Below are 19,651 nucleotides of genomic sequence, written 5' to 3' on the forward strand. Positions count from 1 at the left end.
CCAAAAGTTGAAACTAAAAAATGGGGCATGAGATTGAAAACCATCATGCCCCATTTTTATATTCTAAGTAGCCAGCACATTCTAAAGAAGCAGCATTAAGCCTGTCTAGAATAGTACTCAACCACAAGCAGTTCATTGATTTGTAGAGCGACCCACTCCCGCTCAACCACATTGTTGACCTTGCCAACAAATTTGTTCTTGTCAAACTCTAAATGGCTGGGGAGGTGAGCCAAGCCAGGAAACTGGAGATTTTGCTCTACCAATTTACGAGAGCGATCGCGATCTCTTACCCCGACCAAGTCTCCAGGTCTGCACTGATAGCTAGCAATGTCTACAACCCGTCCATTCACTGTGACGTGCCCGTGGTTGACCAGCTGTCGCGCACCAGGAATGGTAGGAGCCATACCCATCCGAAAAACAGTATTGTCCAAACGCATTTCAAGCAGTTGCAAGAGCGTCTGCCCAGTAGAACCAGATGCTCGTCTTGCCTTACGCACATAGCGAAGAAGCTGACGCTCAGTCAAACCGTAGTTAAACCGCAGCTTTTGCTTCTCCTCCAGACGAACTGCATACTCCGAGCGCTTTTTCCGCGCCTGTCCGTGTTGCCCCGGTGGATATGCCCGTCTAGGACTTTTGCGTGACAGACCTGGTAATTCTCCCAGGCGGCGTACAACTCTGAGGCGCGGACCTCGATATCGCGACATTTAGCTCTCCCTCTGTAACCTTAAAGCTTCCCAAAACCCTTATTATAGCCTCAACAATCTCAGGTTGAAACCGCACAAGACATTATTCGCTATAAAAGCCGAGCAAATCTGCAAATCTACTTCTAGCACAGACAGCTTGCTCAAGCTTCTCCTGACTTTTATATAAGCAGGCAGGATGCCTACGTTACAGCCATTTCAACGGAGAGTCAATATCTTAAGGCTATTTCCTTAAGTTAACCTATTTGTCGGGAAGCCCATCTTAATTTTTTTGGGAAGCCCACATTATGCGGTCGCATAATGTCATAATGTACAGAGTAACAAGGCGCACAGAAAAACTGCTGAAATTTGTAACAGCAAGATTTTTCGTGATATGTTACTATATTAGAGATTAGGCCTAACAGCATTTCGTAAAGCCGCATACAGAGGTGCTGTATCTCAATTAGGCAATTTCTTTGAAGATATTTGAAAAATTCAATCATCATGCCTGAAAGTGTTATGGAGCAACAAGTTGCTCACCCAATGGTGAAGCTTCAGCGTCAAGTGCGATCGCTTGTAGACTCAAAGCTGCTAAAGCCAACAGACAGCATTTGGAAGATTGCCCTTCTGTATGGCGACAACTGGTCATACTGGAAAAAAGAACTGGAAGATTTCGAATTTTCCATGCAAGACCCGGTTATTGACCTCATAGAGGTTGAAACTTGGGAGGAAGACAACTAAAGCAATCGTGTTTAGTAGGAATAATTTTTGAGAGGAGTTAAGCAAAGCTGCATGGCCACTCAAGGATGTTCCTAACCTCAATCACATAATTTGAACCTTGGGGGTAACGAGTTTGTTTTCCCCCAAGGTTTTTATTTTGCCTAAATCTTAGGAATCTTAAGACTTCAATTGTTCAAGGTTAGGACGTACCTTAGCTCGAATTGTCACAACCGTAATATTGTCGTGCCCATTGTACTGATTTGCCAGTTCAATTAACTGTTGAACGCCCAGCTCCAGGTTGGTTTGAGTATTCAACAAGGGGTCAAGATGGGTTCGCCAATGAGTTTCGAGCAAATCGTTGTCTGTCATGCCATCAGAGCAGAGGATTAGCAACAAATCCTCGTTGAGTTCAATGAACTCTACATCTGGGCTGATAAAGTTCTCATCTCTGGGCCCTAGTGCCTGAGTAAGTTGATAGGCATCAGGGCGAGCATAGGCGATCGCAGGATCTACGCCGCGCTGGATCTCTCGCTGACCGACTTCGTGATCGACCGTGACCTGCTCTAGCCCCCGTCTACGGCTAAAGCGGTAAAGGCGGCTATCTCCTACATGGGCGATCGCTGCTTCCGTATCTTGAATTAGCACCAAGACCAGTGTTGTTCCCATGCGGCCGCTGCCAGAGCGAGCATTTTGCTGGTTCAGGTCGTAGATTGCTTTGTTTGCCTGGTGAATGCCCGCTCGGATAGCTTCCTCGTTGGGTAGCTGATTGTCGCGCCAGTTTTCAGCAAAATATTGCCTGAGCGTATCAACAGCCAGGGCGCTTGCCACCTCACCCCCTGCGTGTCCGCCCATACCATCGCAAAGAATGTACAGCCCTCTAGCGTGCAGAGTGCGTCCGGTTGGGCTTTCTAATTTCTCTGTTTCAGTCTGAACGCTGAAATAATCTTCGTTGTGGTCGCGTTGGCGACCAATATCAGTACGCCCTGCATCTTCCAGGCTCATCAGCTTCATAGGCAACACAACGGTTGGCACATCGTCACTGTCACCTGGAATCTCCTCGTCGGGCACACCCAACTCTAGCCGAGTGGGGCTATCAGAATCGCTCAGATCTGCGGCTGAAGAGGGTATGGCTGGGTTCATGCTTAAGTCCGTCACGCCAACCGCATTAGGGTTCAAGTTAGACGCAGCCGCTTGGGAGGTTTCCACCGCCGTGCTGGGTGTTGCATCAGAATTAGCTGGATCGATAGGAAGTTCGGGCATAGCCTTTGGCGTTAAGTCAGGTGTATGGTCGTCAGGCTGAAGTTCGTTGGCGATCGCTTCTAGACGCGATCGCAGTTCATTCAGAGCCGAGATGTTCCCCACCTCCAAATCCTGGCACAACTGCGCTAGAGATCCAAGCTGAGTTCGTTGAGACTGCTGAAACAACAGTAGCCACACCCGCCCTAAGTCCTTTAGCTCCAGTGGGCCTTCGGGTTTCTCTAAATACAGGCGTTGCAAACACAAAAGCTGGTCTTCATCCACCCGTAAGTTGTTCAGCTCCAAAAGACTCTGACAGCAATGTTGAATCTGTAACACGGCCCAAAGTTCCGTCATTTCATGGAGCCAATGTAAAACCTGAATGGGCAGCACATTTGGATCACTCCACAAATCCATTAGCAGCGGTAAATGTGTTCGATCCTCCAGCAGAACTACAGTTTGCCCGTCACGTTCCCAGGCATCATGAATCAGCGGCAAGGAGGGATAAAGCTGTTCCTGTAGCGTTAAATAGATTTGAGCGATCGGTGAAATAGCCGTCTTTACAGCACTTTCAGATTGTCCAATTAAGTCAATTGCTTGAATAGAATCAGACTCAGCAGCAGTGGCAGTCGAATCTTCTGCTTCGATCGATTCTTCATCTAGAGGGTAGCCTAACAACACTTCCAGGGGGGAAAGCTGAAACGGTTGGCAGTCCAGTACCCTGACCTCTACATCCGTTGCCATTGACGATGCTGGTAGAGGCGCAAGGAGTCGATAGCGCTGCTGAATGTCAAGATAAGCTCCGACTGGCAGAGACTTCAAGGAGTTAGCAACTTCTGCTTGCGTGGACTGCTGCACTGCTGCACTAGCAGAACCTTGAGCCAGTAAAGACCTAGAAACAATTGCCTGCCAGGTCGTACCAACGACTGCACCACAGTGTGAGCAATTTTCGACATTGAGCAGATTTGCAGATTCGCAAACTGGGCAGACCCGCTCGGTCAAAGAAAGCCCGCAGTTTTGGCAAAACTTCCCGCTGTCAGGGTTGTCAAACTGGCAGTTAGGACAAACAAGCATCTTGAGACTTCCTTGGGGACTCTTTACTCTAGCGATCGCACCAGAGGGGACACATACCAGCCCATTACCCTTTAATGCACGGCTCCTAAGCAAGTACACAACACCCAGTGAGTGCTGCGAAACGCCTTAAAAGCTGCCTTGTGTACAGGTTACACGATATAAGCAAAACCCGTATTCGGTAAATTTTTTTTAGGGTACCCAGGTTTAGGAAAACTGGAACAAGAAACTAACCTTATCGCCTTTACCAAACGAAATCCGGTCGCCCGGACGCAATCGATGGCGATCGCCCGGTTGCAGCGGCAGGTTGTTCACATAAGTTCCATTTGAACTGCCCAAATCTTCCAAATAGAACATATCTCCCTCAACCCGGATGTCAGCATGTACGCGCGACACAATATCGGAGTCGGTCATGCCTGACAGATCAATATCGGGTGGAATCTGACCATTGGGCTTACCGATGTGAATGACGTTGACGTGAAGTGGCAACTCAATCACGCTGTTGCCTTGAACGTGAAACAAACGAGCAGCCGTTTGCTGGAGCCGAGTGCTAGTATCTGGAACTCTACTACCCGCAGCCGCTGGAGATGGCGGTTGAGTGACATCAGGGGCGGAAGCACTGCCAGCAGCCTGACCAGAATCGGCACTGCCGGAAATAATGGGAGGCAAGTCAGAAGAATTTTGAGATACGGCAGGTTCCATCTGTGCAGCGGGTGATAGCGGATCAGGAGCCTCAGACCCCGGTGCTTCCGTCGAGGACATTGCGGACACTGAAGTCCCAGCTAACGCAGGAGGAACATCTGGTGGCAAAGAGACAGGGTCAGGTGGAACAGGATGCTGAGGCATAGAAGTTTCGTCTCCTGTATTCTCAATTTCTCCTGTATTTCCAATTATGGTAGGAGCAAGCGGTTGAGATGGCGGTGCCGGAGGCTGCACTGGAAGCTGTCCCTGAGATTCGCTCTGGTGCAAGTCGTGTCCACATTGCCCACAAAAGTGAGCCGCTGTTGACACTCTAGCGCTGCAGTTAGGGCAGGAAATCAGCGCTGGTAAAGGCGTATAGCAAGCCTCGCATTCTGTTGCCGTTTCTGGATTGGCGTGGGCGCAATTTGGACAAGTAATCATAAAAAACGTCAAGTTTCTGAGAGTTTTGCCTACGTTGACCTTAAATAAAGTTGAGAATATCCCAAACAGTGCGGTTGATCCGCTAGAACCGTGGTAGGTAGTAATGAAATGATGACAATGATAGAGGGAGATCTATCAGAGATGAAACCAGATACAAAGCAAATCAAGGTAAAGCAGGAAAACTTAGCAATTGAGGACAATGCAATTCCTGAATCTCTGAAAAAGACGCTAGATAGCATTGCAGCTAAAGCGGCTGATCGGAAGGATGAAGTTGTTAATGTGTTGAGCAATGAGCAGCCAGCTAAAAGCCGCATGGTGGACGATTCCTATATTCAGTGTACTTGGTGGGAAGGTTGCTACTATTGCCAGGATGAAGACAAGAACTGGCACCGAGTTAAGTGTTTCGCGTAGTTGCTTCTGAGGTAGCAGGAGCAGAGTGCGATCGCTGCTGTTTTAAGTGGCGATATCCCCAAACAGTGGCTCCTGCAAAGATCAAAAGATAGGGGCTATAAACCGCTAGCCAAATGCTGAGCTGAATGAAATCAACTGTCAGCTTGCCCATTGAGTGAGAGGCGCTTTCCCAGGTTTCCCGAAGCTGGATGCCGAGCGCCCGCTGAGCTGGAGCATCGGCGATCGCCCCTTCTAAGCTCAAGTTGATGGTTGAATATGCTACCCGATTTTGCAGGCTGCTAAGCTGAGCGTCGATCTGCTCAACCGAGTTGCGAATTGTGCTGAGTTCTTGAGCGACCTTCAGCACTTCACCGAGGTCGCCCGATCGCTCCATAATTTGCAGCAGCATTTCCTCTGACTTTCGCAGGTTTCTTAGCCGCGCCTGAAAATCTACAAGCTGGGTTGAGACATCTTCAGCCGTAATGGACTGCCGCTGTACAGTTCCCAATTCGCCGAGTGCCTCTAAAGTTAGCTCTAGCCGCTCTTGAGGCACTCGCATTTGAAGTGAAGCGGTGTGGCGGTAGTAGTCATTGGGCGGAGTCTGGTTTTGTAAACCTAATATATCGCCTTGCTGCTGTTGAGCGATCGCCGTTGCCCGTTGAAGGCTCTCATCCACTGCATCCACCACAACTGTAATGTCTGCCGTTTTGATCATTTGAGGAAGCAGTCGCGGCACTTCAGCAACCACAGGTGCTGCCACTACGTCGGCTGTTTCAGCAAAATTTTGCCCTGCCATTGGAGTTCCCGTTGAAGCTGGGGCACTCGCCGTTGAATCACCCGCAGGCAAGGGAGAGCTAGCACAACCAACTAGCATTGCACCTCCACACAGAGCTACACCAAGCAAACCTCGCCTGAGCAAGTATTTAGAGTCGTTCACTGTAGCTAATTTCCTTAAGCTTCAAGGTTGAATGCTGCGAGTATGACTATTTCCAATGCCAAAATTTGGATAGTTGCAATTTAAGAAACACGCCTATCCCTCCACCCCTCCAGTGCAGCTTAAAACAGGAGCAACCTTCGACCCCACAGGCACCTACCGCTATTCCCTATGGCGAGAATGGGATGCAAACGCACCAAAAGTTGGATTCATCATGCTGAACCCCAGTTCCGCAGATGCCGAAAAGAACGATCCAACGATTCGCCGCTGCATCAGTTTTGCTCAGTTCTGGGGATATGGCTGTTTGGAAGTGGTCAATCTGTTTGCCTATCGTGCAACGCACTTGAAGGATTTGCTGCAAGCAACTGACCCAATTGGGGACAAAAATGACCGTTATCTGAATGCAGCCATGCAAACTGCTGAAATGCTGGTTGTGGCATGGGGTAACTGGGGCAGGTTGAACCAACGAGATCAAGCTGTTTTGCAGTTAGTCTCTGAGCATCGCCATGTTTGCTGTCTGAGTGTCAATCGATCAGGACAGCCACGCCATCCGCTCTATGTAAGAAGTGATACTTATCCTATGCCTTTTCAATCTTGACGATTTCTTCAAGCCGCTTTAACGCAACTTTCTCTAATCTAGGCAGGAGCTTGGGCAATCTAGATGCAGACATTCAGCTTGTATCTAAGTATTTTCCCAATGAGTCAGAAAAAATTAATGCTTGCGTTTGGTTCGATTTTGGCAATGACTACAATTTTGTTGACTACGAGAGCAGCACTAGCTGACTTTCGGGTTAGCAATGGCACAGGTGGCAACTACGCCTATCAACTTTGGAGAACGGATGACGGTACTCAGTACTACCTAAAAATCTGGAGTCGGCGCAGCTATCCTAATGGCAGTCATTTTCAATCAGGCAGTTTTGAATCAAGCCGGGATGCGCTGAATTATTTTGATTGTGAGTATGGTGGGCGATCGCTTCCTAGCTGTCCCAACTAACATCGCTTCCAACTAAAAAACGGGAGAGGGCTTAAGCCCTCTCCCGTTTTTTCTAGCTTGCCGGAAAGCAAACGTTAGGGGCACAGAGTCCAGCGAAAGAGAGGGTACTCACAGTCAGAGTATCGAGCGCAACGCGGCGGATAGCGTGGTTGTTGGTGTCGGCAATGTATAAGAAGTTTCCAGCGAAGCTTAAGCCTGAGGGTTCTGAGAATTGGGTGGCGATCGCCTCTCCATCCCTCAGCCCAGCCTCGCCATTCCCCAAAACGGTTCGACAAAATCCGGCTTGTAAATCGACCTGCTTAATTTTGTGGTTGTAGGTGTCAGCGATCCAAAGCTGTCCGTTGGTTCCAGGCTCCACCCCTAAGCAGTGTTGCAGTCTGGCTTCTGTGCCCTTCCCATCGACATCACCAAAGCCAAACAGTTCTCCACTACCGCAAACAGTTCGCACTTTGGGCATTTCAGCTAAACCGATCGCCCGAATTGAACTGGATTCACTATCTGCCACATAAAGTTCCTGCCCATCAGTTGCAATGCCGCTGGGTTGTGCAAAAACGGCATCGTTGACTAGCCCATCTACGCAAGATTCGGCTCCTGTGCCTGCGTAGGTACTGACGATGCCGCTTTCCAGATTCATTTGCCAAATCTGGTGTGAACCTGCCATTGCAATAAACAAATGATTACCCAGTTTGACCAAATCCCAGGGAGAATTTAGGGCAGTTTTTAGCCCAATGCCGCTGTGAGGACGGATGTTGCGGCTTTGTTCTCCAGTTCCTGCCAGGGTACGAACGATTTGGTGCTGGAAGTCAACCTGGCGAATTGCGTGATTCTCTGTGTCTGCAACGTAGAGAAGCTGAGTTTCTGCATCCCACGCCATGCCTTGGGGTGAAGCAAACTGAGCATCGGCAAAGCTGCCGTCTTGCAGTCCCACTGTTCCAGTGCCAATGGTGTGTTTGATGGCTCCATCAAGGCTGGTGACAACAAGGCGGTGATATCCAGAATCAGCGATGAAGAGGGTATCGCTAGCTGCGTCTGCTAAAACTTTTCCGGGAAAGGCAAGGGGGGTGGTGAGGGGCGATCGCTCCTTCTCCAGCACTAAGCTCAATTTCTCAAAATTAACAGTTCCTTTTTGCCGATGCTCCTGAATCATCTGCTCAATTAGGTCGTCGAGTGCTTGCCGATGTCCCTCACCTGAAACGGAGCCAACTACATATCCGGTCGGGTCGATTACCATCAGCGTTGGCCAGGCTCGAACTGCATACTGTTGCCAAACATTAAAGTCTTGGTCTAACAGCACAGGATGCTCAATGTCATGGCGCAGAATTGCCTGACGCACGTTCTCTACTTCCTTTTCGTGGTCAAATTTGGCAGAGTGAACGCCAATGACGGTGAGGCAGTCTTTGTATGTTTGCTCCAAATATTTCAAATCTGGCAGAACGTGCAGGCAGTTGATGCAGCAGTATGTCCAGAAATCTAATAGAACAACTCTGCCCCGCAATGCTTTGAGCGAAAGGGGGCGATCGCTATTCAACCAGGGATAGTCTTGGGGTAATTCTGGCGCTCTAACGCGATCGCGCTGCATGGGAATTCCTTTGGGGTGAGAAGGATTGGCACTGGGGAAATGTAATTTATCGCGTCTCTACAGAGCGATCGCCCTAATGCTTAAAGCCAGTAGGATGGCGGCGATCGCTCCAATCAGGGTATTCAGAATGTTGACTACTTCATTCGTCAACCAGTCAAACTTAGATTGTAAGGTTGCACCGATCACGCTTTCTAAGTTGGTGGCGATGAAGGCAGCAATCACGCACAGCAGCACACCCAGCGGATTGATTAGATTGACTGCCCAACCAATTAGGGCGATCGCCACCGAAGCGACTACACCTGCCAGTGTTCCTTCCAGACTAACCGCTCCCTCAGTTCCAGGTGGCACGGGTTTGAGCGTGGTAATCAAAAAGGTGTGCTTACCGTAAGCTTTGCCAACCTCGCTGGCAGAAGTGTCCGAAAGTTTGGTACTGAGACTGGCAACATATCCCAACAGCAGCAGGGGAATGAATGTTTGTAACTCCGCCGATTCACTAAAGCCGAGCACATAGGCAGCCAGGGCACAAATCGTACCCGTCAAGGCAGATCCCCAAACGTTTTCTGGTCCGCGTGCCCCCGACCGCTTCTCGGCAATGCCCGCCGCTTCTTTTTTTGCCATGCCGATTCGTGTCACGGCAGAGCCAACCAGGAAGTAGAACATCATCACTACGTAACCTCCCCAGCCTAACGTTCCCCAGAGAATGACTCCCAAAATCCAGGCGTGAATGTATCCCGCTGGGGTCAGGAGCTTTTTGGGGGCAAAATAGGCGATCGCCAGCAAAACTGTATTTAGTCCAATTCCAATTAGCCAGGGAGTAAGGGGAGTGAGGTAGGAGGGCATGGCGTTGGGGATGATTTAGGAGCCTTCTACGGAATTTTTACAAGAAGCTACCATAAGTTGAAGTACTCAATAGCCATGTTATCGGGAGATGAGCGATCTGACTCTAAGTAATAAGGCTCTAGGTAATAAGGGTGTTATGCAGCAGACTTTATTTCATCTGGCTTTTCCAGTGAGCAATTTGGAACAGACCAGGGAGTTTTATGTTGACGGCTTAGGCTGTGAGCCAGGACGGGAAGGGGGGCGATCGCTCATCCTCAATCTCCACGGACACCAAATTGTGGCACAGGTAACGCAGGAACCGCTGATGCCGCAAAAGGGAATTTACCCCAGACATTTTGGCTTAGTGTTTACTGCTGAAGCGGACTGGGAAACGTTGTTAGAAAGAGCGCAACACAAAGGGCTGAAGTTTCATCAACAGCCCAAGCGCAGATTTATTGATTCACCCCTAGAACACTGCACTTTCTTTTTAGAAGATCCGTTCTACAACCTGCTGGAGTTTAAGTTTTACTGTCATCCCAGCGCTATTTTTGGAGAGGCAACATTTGCTCAAGTCGGAGATCCGGGCTAGGCAACACTTGCAGCGGTTCTGACAAAGCATCTGCAACAGCTTTCAGACATCTAGCATCTGTCACCATCTGAGGATGACTGGGAACAGAGAGGATCACTTCACGACCAACAGGCAGTCTGGAACTCACGGCAGGCAAGATCATTAGATCCATCGGTGTCCAGATCGAGGTGAAGTTGATTTGTGCCAGCGCTGCCACGTCTTGATTTAGGTCATACAAGAAGGCGCTATTTCGCTGCATCTGGTTGCCGCCCAGGTTGGGGCGAAAGTAAGCTGTCCAGGTGCCATTGTGAGGAGACGAAATTGTGACAAATCGCTGCACGCGGTCAATTCCACCCAAACGCTGCACGTAATAGCGGCTGACAATCCCACCCATGCTAAATCCAATCAGGTCAATTGGCTGGTCGGGCGCAAAGTTTTGCTCAATGTAATTTGCAACCTGATGAGCTAGTCTGTCTAACCCGACGCTGCCATTATTGGGGATCAAGTCCAGGCTGTGAACTGCCCAACCTCCTTGGTGAAGATAGGAGGTCATGCGGTTGAACAAGATAGCAGTGTCGTCAATGCCGTGGATTAGCAAAACCGGATTGCGAGAGGGGGAGTTGCTCATGGGAAAGTGGAGTGATGTATCTCTAGCTTAGACAGCGGTGATCGCTTCTATGTCTTTGGGAGGACACCTGCTGCAATGGCATAGGGGAAGGACGAAATAAGGCGGAGGTAATCACGTACTCCCTTGCCCTACTCTCTGTCATCTGTTGAACGGGAGGGTTGCCCAGCCATGAAAACTAGGCGATCGCCTTCCTGGTCAAGGGGATCAGGAAAGCCCAGGTAAAACAAATAGGTCAAAGAAAGAATGGGAGATTCTGGCGGCAAGGGATTAACGGTCAAGCCACCCCAAGTATTCAAAACAACGGTAGGGGCAATCCGCCATTCAAAAGAACGGTTGAAACTGAAGGCGGGTTTGCTCAACTCACTCGCAACGTTAGTCTTTTCTGTTTTGAGAGGAACAAACTGAATTTCTTTAACAGGATTAGTGGATTGATTAGTAGAAGTGCTGGAACTGGTAGTCTCCCTGACGGGACTACTTCCTTCTACTGGTTTAATTCTTTCTACTAAATCGGCTTTCTCGGTTTTCTCAATCAAATTGTTTGTCTTGATTGGCTGATCTGCCCTAGTTAGCCCTACTTTTACACCCTGAGCAGAAATGGGCGTTTCCGTTGCTGGTTGGACAGACGGACTTGGTTTTGACTTTGGCTCCAACTCATTTGCATGTTGGGCACTGTAAGCGAACTGCAACTGTGCCCGGTTAGATACTCGTAAATTAAAGCCAATGCCTGCACTGATGGCAGTTTGAGAAGTTGGACTGACGGTGGGCGATCGCCCTCTCAGTTTTTGCTTACGAATTGAGTCAGGATTATGAGATGGCTTCCAATCGAAGCGGTAGGGCTCGACGTTGAGGATGACGCGATCGTCTACTACCAAACGATATCTCGGTGCTGTTTCAGCTTCATTAGCAAAGCTTGTATCCAAATTATTATCGATACTATTGGTATTGGCACTAGCTGAAGCAGTACTAGCTGGGTTAAGTGTTTGCGGTGCATCGGACTCAGGCAAATGGGGATCAGAATCTAAGGTGACATCCCTTAGTGAATCGGGTTGTGCCGCTTCAAGTTGTGTTTGAGAAAGTTCTGTCTCCTGATTCGATTCTGGAACTGCGGGATCAGTAGATAAGTTATCTCTCCCGGTACCTTCTGTTAGGTCATCTTCAGACAACAGTAGGTCAATCCACTCGTCGGATGTCCAGTGATCAAGGTCGTCTTGAGCCAGCCGCTCAATCAGGTCTGCTTCTGCTTCAGGTGCTCCATAGAGACGAGGAGAATTCTCGGTCCATTCATTTTCAGACTGATTCAAAGATTCATTGAACAACTCACGATCTAATTCATGGTCTGACTGATTACTTGATTCACTTGGCGACTCAACAGGCGAATTCTCAGAGTGTTCATTAGGGAATTCTGCATTGGGAGCGATCGCCTCAAATGAAGGATTTTCAGTTGGCTCATCCAATTCTTCAGTTGACTCAGTTTCTTCAACTGTCTCAATTAACTCAATCAGTTCAGAGGAAGCTGCGGGGGAAATAGGACTTGCTTCAGCTACAGCAGCAACCGATTTGTCCAATTTCTCATCCAGCTCTAGTGGCTCCTCTGATGGAGAGGCAACTATTTCATCGGCTCGAGCAGCAACTGGAATAGACTCAATCTCTGTTTCTAAGGGCTCAGGGGAAGTAGGGGCGATCGCTTCCGGTGCAGGCGCAGAAAAATCTGGAGCAAATGGCTCTGGAGGGCTGACGGAAGGCACAGGAGCAACTGGGGCGATTTCCTCCACTGCCTCCACTATTTGCTCTGGCTGAGCAACCTGCACTTCCACCACAATCGATCCGGGTGTCTGTAAATCGGTTTCGATAGCAGGAGATGAATCGGGGATCGATTCGGTGGGCTGGTTGGCGATCGCTGGGGGAACTAACAGCGCGACCGAAGCTCCAGACAGCAGCAAGATATTTTTTGGATTCACAACTCTCTCCCTGAAGCACTGCAATCCTGGCTTAAGCTTCCAACCCGGTGCGGGCGATCGCAAACTGAAACAATTTCTAGCACAGGATTGACCGCGTGTTACAGCAATCGTGATTTACGTGGAGAAATATCACCGTCTGCGTATAGTCTTAAAAGGAAGGCAACCCCCCTCGTTGAAGTTGGCTATCATGCCTCTGTAGAATCAGCGCCAGGTTTTAGGAAACGCTTGCTATGGCAAATGAGGAACAACTCACTCTACTCAAACAAGATGTCGGTCGCTGGAATCAGTGGCGACAAGAAAATCCACAAGTGACTCTTGACTTTAGCAGTTGCGACCTAAGCAAAAGCAAACTTGCTGGGGCTGACCTCAGTGGAGCCAATCTGCAAAACTCAGACTTCAGCGGTGCCGACCTCAGCAAGGCCGACCTGCACAGTACTGACTTTAGCGGTGCCGACCTCAGTGGAGTTGACTTAAATCAGGCAAACTTAAGCAATGCCAACTTGAGTAGCGCCAACTTACTTGCCGCTTATTTGAGCGGTGCAATCCTCTGTTATGCCAACCTCAGCGAAGTCCGGCTCAACCGAGCAGATTTAAGCAGTGCTGATCTGAGTGAAGCAAACTTGCAAAACGCTGTTTTGCTTGGAGTTGACCTAAGCAGCGCCAACTTAAGCAGCGCTAACCTAAGCCAAGCCGAGTTAAGTCGCTCTGAGTTGAGTCGGGCTGATTTAAAACAGGCAAACCTAACCAGCGCCAACTTAAACAATGCCAGATTGCTCAACGCCAACCTCAGTGGAACCAACCTCAGTGAAGCTAACTTAACTAGCGCTCGGTTAAATCGGGCTGACTTAAGCGACGCCAACTTGTCTAGCGCTAACCTAAATCAGGCTAATCTATTGGGAGCAAAACTTCCGCGTGCCAAGCTGAGTGGAGCTAATCTTAGTAATGCCAACTTAAGCGGGGCTGACCTACAACAGGCAACTTTGGAGGGAGCTAACTTGAGTGACGCAAATTTACAGGATGCTCATTTAGAAGAAACTGTCCTGGAAGGGGCTGATTTAAGCCGAACTATTATGCCAGATGGCACTGTCAGAGACTAATTTTAGTCATGGTTTCTTGAACTTTGCCGCCTGTCGATCAGGAATCAACGGCTGTTGAAATGTAATTTTTGGATGAAGGTACTCATATTTCCACCTAAAAATTACGTTCTGCTCAATCTCACGCAGTAAGACTAAGAAGGGCGACTACAGATTTGCCTGCGATCGCCCCTCGTTCCAAATAGCAACGCACAATTTCGTCGAAAGCAGCAGAATAGCACCTTCTGAGTTTGAGAAATTTTGCAGCGGATTTGGGCACGATTATACTAGGTCATTAAGTCGCACGTTCTAGTGCAGACCCAAAGACTCATCCCCTCTTATCTCTTCTCTTCTCACATCCATTAGCTATGAATCGTAAACCTAATAGGAATCACTTCCCGTTGTGGAGCTATCTCAACCAGCCGCTGTTCAGCGCTCAGAAACCACTAATCCTCCGTCCTCGAAGATTTTGGTATTCTCACAACATTCGACACTTGGAACGCTGTTTGCAAAACGCCTACCGGCCGGAAGAGCATTTTCGTAGCTAAAGGTTACTTGAACGCCCACTCATCCATCAACATCTCTTGTTCGTATCTAGAATAGGGCGTTTTGATTTGAACCCGCTTCTACCAAAAGCATTACTTAGCTCATGAATAGAAATAATTCATGAACATAAATAAATAGGGAGGGGGCGCAATACGTCCCCTTTTTGCTTTTAAAGGGGGTGCTGCGCCAAGCCTTTCTGCAGCAACTCCGTTACCTGGGGCAAAGTTCCAGATTTCTGCTTTTGATTCCGGAATTGCTACCAATCCGTAGGAAAAGTGATACGACAACCTGGGAGTCCTGGAAATTGGCTAATTAAGAAGATTTCGCAGGATTGAGGGGGGAGTCTGGAGTTGTGCTTCCGTCTCAGCCTATGTTGCCTGACTTTACACGCTGTTTGATTGAGCAACGGAGATAAGAGAATCGTGGCACTAACACCTACCTACTGCCTTGAAGGGGCTGAAAATACAAGAATTGCACTTTCACAAGAAAAGTTAAGGACCATCTTCAACCAAGTCGAAGCCGAGCTTTATCACAGTGAAACCTACCGTCGGGCTTTGTCGAGCTTACAAAAAACTGTAGGAGAGGCGATCGAAGGTCCTCAAGCACTGATCAAATCAGCTTGCAGAGAGGCAATTCGTTTAGCTCTCCGTCAGCTTGTCAAACAATATCAGGTACCTGCAACTGCCAATCAGTCGGAGGTACAACATGCTGCTAGCCTGTTAAGCCAGCAGGAGGGCATTTCCTCTGCCCAAGAGCCTATCCAAGACAGTATTCCTCAAGCCATCTCAAACTTGCGTGAAAAGTCTGAGGTAGCTTCGTCGAGTGGTTTGGCAATTTCGCCAAAGGCAGAACTGCGTTCAAAATCAAAGCGATCGCGTGCTGGCATCTTGGCGAAGGTTGATCCCAGTAAGCCTGATGCGACCGCTCAGCCTTCTAGCCCACCGCGCGAGATTTTAGTGCGACAAATTGGTCAAGAACTGCGCCATGCCCGTCAAGCTAAATCTCTTTCTCTTAACCAACTTCATAGCCTTACCTGGATTCCAATTCATCAACTCAAGGCATTGGAAGACGGTCAGGTTGAGCAATTGCCCGAAGACGTTTATGTGCGCGGTTTTATTCGACGTGTGGGAGATGCTTTAGAGCTAGATGGGGCAACCATGGCGGAGGCTTTGCCAGCTCCTGACACCGCTAAGACGGTGCTTCCCTCCTGGCAAATTTCAGACGAAACGTCTTCCTGCTTGCGTCCTGTCCACCTATATTTTGGATATGCAGCATTGATGGCAGGAGCCGTAGGAGGACTAGCATGGATGGCTCAGCAGCCTTTCCCGGATGGGGCATTTAACCCTGAGCCGGACTCCTCACAGGAACTCGCTCAAACGACTAGTCGAAATCAGCGGCTGGACGTGATTCCAGGAATGAGAGCAAGTGGGGCAGGGGCGATCGCCGGAACAGATCTAGCTCCACCAGAAACGATGCCATTCTAGGTTCATTCTCAACACAGTAGCTATTCGCTGATGGGGGGTGAAGCCCCCTAACACCTGGCGCTTCTTCCGGTCTTAGGATGACTCTGGGTTATGATGGCTGTGAGGTTGCTGGACAACTTGTCAAGGCGACATTGGGAGATTTTGGCTTCCTACTTCGCTTACCTAGACGCTGGTATTGCTGAAGCGGTATGCTGCTAGGGCGATCGTTTTAACGCCTAAACAAGGAGCATCCTGGTAAGCACAGGTTAGGTTGTGTTCTTAGCTGAACGCTTCATTAAGTTGCTTAGCGCTGGAAGATGCTCTAAATAGGGCATTTGCTTAACCAGACAAGCTGTTGCCAGCACCCCTCGCCTCCCCAATCAAGCGTTTATTGACCTCAGAGTTTGAGTATGATGGCTTCATGGAAGACCGGTACAGCCCCCGTGAATCCCGCAACGATTCACTGATTCGATCTGCTCCTTTTTTCGACGGTTTGCCAGAAGCCCTTGTAGATAAGGCAACTGCTCACGTTGTTATTCGGAGCCACCCGCCGAATCAGGTAATTTTGCTGGAAAACGACTGGGGCAGCTCAGTCTACTTCATCCTGGAAGGGTGGGTAAAGATTCGGACTTACAACTTGGATGGAAAGGAAGTCACACTCAATATTCTGGGTAAGGGCGAAGTCTTTGGTGAAATGGCTCCTCTAGATGAGGTGCCACGCTCAACGGATGTAATTACATTAGCTCCAACGGCGATCGGCAACATGCCTGCCCAGGATTTTGTGCAGCTAATCAACTCAGAGCCCCAAGCGGGTATTCGGTTAGCTCAGCTAATGGCGCGACGACTGCGTCAGGTCAATCGACGGTTGAGACTGCGAGAGTCAGATAGCGTTTCACGGGTAGCAGACATTCTCCTATTTTTGGCGGATGGTCAGGGAAAGCGGGGAGAGCAGGGAATTGAGATTCCAAACTTGCCCCACCGCGAACTCAGCAGCCTTAGCGGACTGGCACGGGAGACGGTAACTCGCGTGCTGAGTAAGCTGGAGCGTAAAGGGCTGATCCTGCGCGAACGGGATATTCTCTGTATTCCTGATGTTTATGCTTTGGAGCGTCTGTTGGTTTAGTAGGGACTGGCAGTTGAAGGCTAAGGCAAGAAGGTACTGCCTCATCCTTCTACTTCACTTGCCGAGGTAATTCCACTCGAAAGGTTGAACCTTGCCCCGGATTGCTCTCAACACTGATGTCGCCGCCCATAATCCGAATTAGCCAATCTGCGATCGCCAGTCCCAGTCCCGCACCAGAATAGCGTCGGGATTGGCTCTGGTCTGCCTGACGAAATCTTTCAAAGATGTGGGAAAGGTCGCCTTTGCTAATGCCAATCCCGGTGTCCTGGATTGTGATCAGAGCGCGATCGCCAGAAATCGGCTCTAGCGACACTAGAATTCCACCGGACTCAGTAAATTTGATCGCATTGGAGATTAGGATGACCAAAATTTGATGGAGCCGAGTGCGGTCGTTTGAGACCATTAGCGTTTGCATGTCGGATTGCACCTGTAAGGACAACCCTTTTTGCTCGGCTTGCGATCGCATCTCTTCAACCGTAGCTCTAATTAAAAGCCCTAAATCTAGATTTTCTGGATTTAAGGCTAAATACCCTGCTTCTAAATTAGAGAGATCAAGAATGTTGTTGATCAGTGAGAGCAGGTTTCTGCCATTACTTAAAATCCGCTGCAGCATGTCTTCTTGAGAAGAATCGCTGAGATAACGACGCTGACGCAGCAACAGTTGCGAGAATCCGATAATCGCATTCATCGGAGTTCGCAGCTCGTGTGAGATAGTTGCCAAGAATTGCGACTTGAGGCGGGCACTTTGTTGAAGCTGCTGCTGCTGCTGCTGAATCTGCTGCTGTTGTTGCGCCAGTTTAGAGGTTTGCTGGAGCAGTAGCTCATTTTGAGCCGTTAAATGATTTTCTCGCTCCTTCAAAGTATTTAGAAGTTGAGCTTGTTGAGAGGCGAGCGCTCCCTGCGTCAGCAGGTTGGCAGACTGTCCAATAACGCTTGCTATTGTTGATACACCCTGCCAAGCCGCGTAGCTTGGCACTACCTCACCGCCTTCACCTTCATCTCTCAGTTGAATTCCATCTGGCTGCATTGCTAAAGGCAAGTGAGTATGAATTGCGCCCCAAGCTTCAATTTGACCTGTGCTGCTCAAAGGAACAAGCTGAACCAGAAATTTTTGACATGTACCATTCGGCTGAAATAAACGGTAAATTAGGGTGAACTGGTTTGCAGCAATCTCAGCCTGCTGCCAGAGGCTTAAAAACCGATCGCGGTCCTGTGGATGAAGAGCTTGGAGGAAATCCTGCTTCAGCGATGCTGCCATTGTCAAGCCAGTGTAGCTGCACCAGTGCTGATTCACCCAAACAACCGATTTATTCGCATCTGCTAGCCAGATGAGGTGGGGGATAGCTTGAAGCAACTGCTGCTGCCTGGTTTCATAAGCCTGCAAACGCAATCTCAGTTGCTCCACCTCAACTGAAGGCGGTTCTTCTACTGGAGAGGGGGTAGACTCAGACATCTGCTGATTGAAAGCAGGATTCATAACGTTCTTGTTTTAAAAGCAACAGGTCGCTAAACCGTACATCCAGTTCGGTAGTCGTATGTTACCTCTCGGTTTAGGTTGGACGTGGAGGCACAAATTAGTGGACTTCTAGACAAACGGCTCGATTGCTACACTTCGTATCGTTGAACCCATGAAGCTGGCTCACTTGTCGGTATAGTCGATATAGTTGGCTAGCCGTTAGCTAGTCTAGATACATTCTTCAACTGCTCCCCTTCCTTTGCCATCGTCACAAAGTTGCAGAAAGTTGCACAAATGAGATCATGAGTGAAATTTACGTTGCCCTGATTGAAGATCATGACCTGACGCGAGTTGGAATGCGAACTGCCTTACAACAGCAACAAGGTGTAAAAGTGGTTGGCGAAGCAGCCAACGCCACAGAAGGATTACAGTTACTACAGTCTTCCAAGCCCGATGTCGCGATTGTGGACATTGGCTTGCCAGATATGGATGGGGTTGAGCTGACTCGCCGCTTCCGCGATTTTCAGGCGAGCTCAGAAGAGACTAAGACAAAAGTTTTAATTCTGACTCTAAATGACAATGAAGAGACTGTTTTGGCGGCTTTTGCGGCAGGGGCAGATTCTTACTGCATGAAGGATGTCAGCCTTGACAAGCTGATGGAAGCGCTGCAAGTGACCCATGAAGGCAATAGCTGGATTGATCCGGCGATCGCCCGAATTGTGCTATCTCAAGCCCGTCAACCCCAGCCCGCTGCCGTCGAGGTAGAGCCGACCGTTGCGATCAATGCCGCTGCCCCAGAATACAACCAGATTCTAGAGACCTATCCTCTGACCGAGCGTGAGCTAGAGGTGCTAGAGCTAATTGTGGCGGGCTGTAGCAATGCGGCGATCGCTGACCGTCTTTACATCACTGTAGGCACCGTCAAAACGCACGTCCGCAACATTCTCAACAAGCTCTGCGCTGATGACCGCACTCAGGCTGCTGTTCGGGCACTTCGCTCTGGGCTAGTTGGCTAAAGCTCATCTCTTATCGTTTGAGTCGGGGCAGTTTTGGTCAAGCACACAAAAAGCGCTTGACCTATTTGTGTGGTAATCAACATATAGCAGAGGCATCTACTGTTTAATATCCGGTAGAACATTAGAAGAATTGCTGATGTCGTCTCTGAATCTACGTCTTTGCCATCCAATTCAGTCAAACTATCTACACAGCAGACTTCAATTAGAAGTGCTGCCATTTTTGGTTGAGAATTTCTTGCGATCGCGTCACACGATTGGGGGAGTGAAGTAACCGC

General features: G+C 49.1%; 19 protein-coding genes. 10 read left to right on the forward strand and 9 right to left on the reverse strand.

The window, feature by feature from the left end:
- Positions 1 to 95: 95 nt before the first annotated feature.
- Positions 96 to 704 (reverse strand): 30S ribosomal protein S4, encoded by a 609-nt coding sequence (gene rpsD / locus H6F88_RS17290; RefSeq protein ID WP_190643983.1) that lies wholly within the window; start codon positions 702 to 704, stop codon positions 96 to 98.
- 495 nt (positions 705 to 1,199) lie between these two features.
- Here rpsD and H6F88_RS17295 point away from each other — a divergent pair, with 495 nt between their 5' ends.
- A complete protein-coding gene (locus H6F88_RS17295) occupies positions 1,200 to 1,421 on the forward strand; it encodes a DUF4327 family protein (RefSeq protein ID WP_190644130.1) in 222 nt (73 codons plus the stop codon).
- Between the two features lie 156 nt (positions 1,422 to 1,577).
- Here the strand turns inward: H6F88_RS17295 and H6F88_RS17300 are convergent, their stop codons facing one another.
- Both H6F88_RS17300 and H6F88_RS17305 read right to left on the reverse strand, forming a co-directional pair.
- On the reverse strand, positions 1,578 to 3,710 hold the full coding sequence (locus tag H6F88_RS17300; protein ID WP_190643984.1) for a serine/threonine phosphatase: 2,133 nt from the start codon (positions 3,708 to 3,710) through the stop codon (positions 1,578 to 1,580).
- Positions 3,711 to 3,914: 204 nt separating this feature from the next.
- Positions 3,915 to 4,829 (reverse strand): FHA domain-containing protein, encoded by a 915-nt coding sequence (locus tag H6F88_RS17305; RefSeq protein ID WP_190643985.1) that lies wholly within the window; start codon positions 4,827 to 4,829, stop codon positions 3,915 to 3,917.
- A 141-nt stretch (positions 4,830 to 4,970) separates the two neighbouring features.
- Between H6F88_RS17305 and H6F88_RS17310 the strand changes: the two genes are divergently transcribed.
- Positions 4,971 to 5,240 (forward strand): hypothetical protein, encoded by a 270-nt coding sequence (locus H6F88_RS17310; RefSeq protein ID WP_190643986.1) that lies wholly within the window; start codon positions 4,971 to 4,973, stop codon positions 5,238 to 5,240.
- Here H6F88_RS17310 and H6F88_RS17315 read toward each other — a convergent pair.
- Positions 5,224 to 6,156: a DUF4349 domain-containing protein gene (locus H6F88_RS17315; protein ID WP_199333656.1), complete on the reverse strand. Its 933-nt coding sequence runs from the start codon at positions 6,154 to 6,156 to the stop codon at positions 5,224 to 5,226. The two genes, H6F88_RS17310 and H6F88_RS17315, sit on opposite strands and share 17 nt — an antisense overlap.
- Before the next feature lie 73 nt (positions 6,157 to 6,229).
- Here H6F88_RS17315 and H6F88_RS17320 point away from each other — a divergent pair, with 73 nt between their 5' ends.
- Positions 6,230 to 6,751 (forward strand): DUF1643 domain-containing protein, encoded by a 522-nt coding sequence (locus H6F88_RS17320; RefSeq protein WP_199333657.1) that lies wholly within the window; start codon positions 6,230 to 6,232, stop codon positions 6,749 to 6,751.
- 99 nt (positions 6,752 to 6,850) lie between these two features.
- A complete protein-coding gene (locus H6F88_RS17325; protein WP_199313847.1) occupies positions 6,851 to 7,147 on the forward strand; it encodes a hypothetical protein in 297 nt (98 codons plus the stop codon).
- Between the two features lie 52 nt (positions 7,148 to 7,199).
- Here the strand turns inward: H6F88_RS17325 and H6F88_RS17330 are convergent, their stop codons facing one another.
- Complete coding sequence (locus H6F88_RS17330) at positions 7,200 to 8,726, reverse strand: thioredoxin-like domain-containing protein (RefSeq protein WP_190643987.1); 1,527 nt, start codon at positions 8,724 to 8,726, stop codon at positions 7,200 to 7,202.
- 57 nt (positions 8,727 to 8,783) lie between these two features.
- On the reverse strand, positions 8,784 to 9,566 hold the full coding sequence (locus H6F88_RS17335; protein WP_190643988.1) for a TIGR00297 family protein: 783 nt from the start codon (positions 9,564 to 9,566) through the stop codon (positions 8,784 to 8,786).
- Positions 9,567 to 9,702: 136 nt separating this feature from the next.
- On the opposite strand from H6F88_RS17335, the gene H6F88_RS17340 reads away from it, so the two are divergent.
- The gene (locus H6F88_RS17340; RefSeq protein ID WP_190643989.1) at positions 9,703 to 10,134 is read left to right on the forward strand and encodes a VOC family protein; all 432 of its coding nucleotides are present in this window, start codon (positions 9,703 to 9,705) and stop codon (positions 10,132 to 10,134) included.
- Here H6F88_RS17340 and H6F88_RS17345 read toward each other — a convergent pair.
- Positions 10,088 to 10,741, reverse strand: coding sequence for a triacylglycerol lipase (locus H6F88_RS17345; protein WP_190643990.1), 654 nt, complete (start codon positions 10,739 to 10,741; stop codon positions 10,088 to 10,090). The two genes, H6F88_RS17340 and H6F88_RS17345, sit on opposite strands and share 47 nt — an antisense overlap.
- A 128-nt stretch (positions 10,742 to 10,869) precedes the next feature.
- Positions 10,870 to 12,699, reverse strand: coding sequence for a hypothetical protein (locus H6F88_RS17350; RefSeq protein ID WP_190643991.1), 1,830 nt, complete (start codon positions 12,697 to 12,699; stop codon positions 10,870 to 10,872).
- 230 nt (positions 12,700 to 12,929) lie between these two features.
- Here H6F88_RS17350 and H6F88_RS17355 point away from each other — a divergent pair, with 230 nt between their 5' ends.
- The 3 genes from H6F88_RS17355 to H6F88_RS17365 all read left to right on the forward strand — a co-directional run bounded on the left by H6F88_RS17355 (position 12,930) and on the right by H6F88_RS17365 (position 16,904).
- The gene (locus H6F88_RS17355; protein ID WP_190643992.1) at positions 12,930 to 13,796 is read left to right on the forward strand and encodes a pentapeptide repeat-containing protein; all 867 of its coding nucleotides are present in this window, start codon (positions 12,930 to 12,932) and stop codon (positions 13,794 to 13,796) included.
- Positions 13,797 to 14,740: 944 nt separating this feature from the next.
- On the forward strand, positions 14,741 to 15,802 hold the full coding sequence (locus H6F88_RS34540) for a helix-turn-helix domain-containing protein (protein WP_190643993.1): 1,062 nt from the start codon (positions 14,741 to 14,743) through the stop codon (positions 15,800 to 15,802).
- Positions 15,803 to 16,202: 400 nt separating this feature from the next.
- Entirely contained in the window at positions 16,203 to 16,904 is a 702-nt protein-coding gene (locus tag H6F88_RS17365) for a Crp/Fnr family transcriptional regulator (RefSeq protein ID WP_190643994.1), read from the forward strand.
- Positions 16,905 to 16,953: 49 nt separating this feature from the next.
- Here the strand turns inward: H6F88_RS17365 and H6F88_RS17370 are convergent, their stop codons facing one another.
- On the reverse strand, positions 16,954 to 18,381 hold the full coding sequence (locus tag H6F88_RS17370; RefSeq protein ID WP_190643995.1) for a PAS domain-containing protein: 1,428 nt from the start codon (positions 18,379 to 18,381) through the stop codon (positions 16,954 to 16,956).
- Positions 18,382 to 18,662: 281 nt separating this feature from the next.
- Here H6F88_RS17370 and H6F88_RS17375 point away from each other — a divergent pair, with 281 nt between their 5' ends.
- Both H6F88_RS17375 and H6F88_RS34045 read left to right on the forward strand, forming a co-directional pair.
- On the forward strand, positions 18,663 to 19,376 hold the full coding sequence (locus tag H6F88_RS17375; RefSeq protein WP_190643996.1) for a response regulator transcription factor: 714 nt from the start codon (positions 18,663 to 18,665) through the stop codon (positions 19,374 to 19,376).
- Positions 19,377 to 19,512: 136 nt separating this feature from the next.
- Complete coding sequence (locus tag H6F88_RS34045; RefSeq protein WP_277882191.1) at positions 19,513 to 19,647, forward strand: hypothetical protein; 135 nt, start codon at positions 19,513 to 19,515, stop codon at positions 19,645 to 19,647.
- Positions 19,648 to 19,651: the final 4 nt, after the last annotated feature.

This window comes from Oculatella sp. FACHB-28 (assembly GCF_014696015.1).
Taxonomy (GTDB): domain Bacteria; phylum Cyanobacteriota; class Cyanobacteriia; order Elainellales; family Elainellaceae; genus JAAUTN01.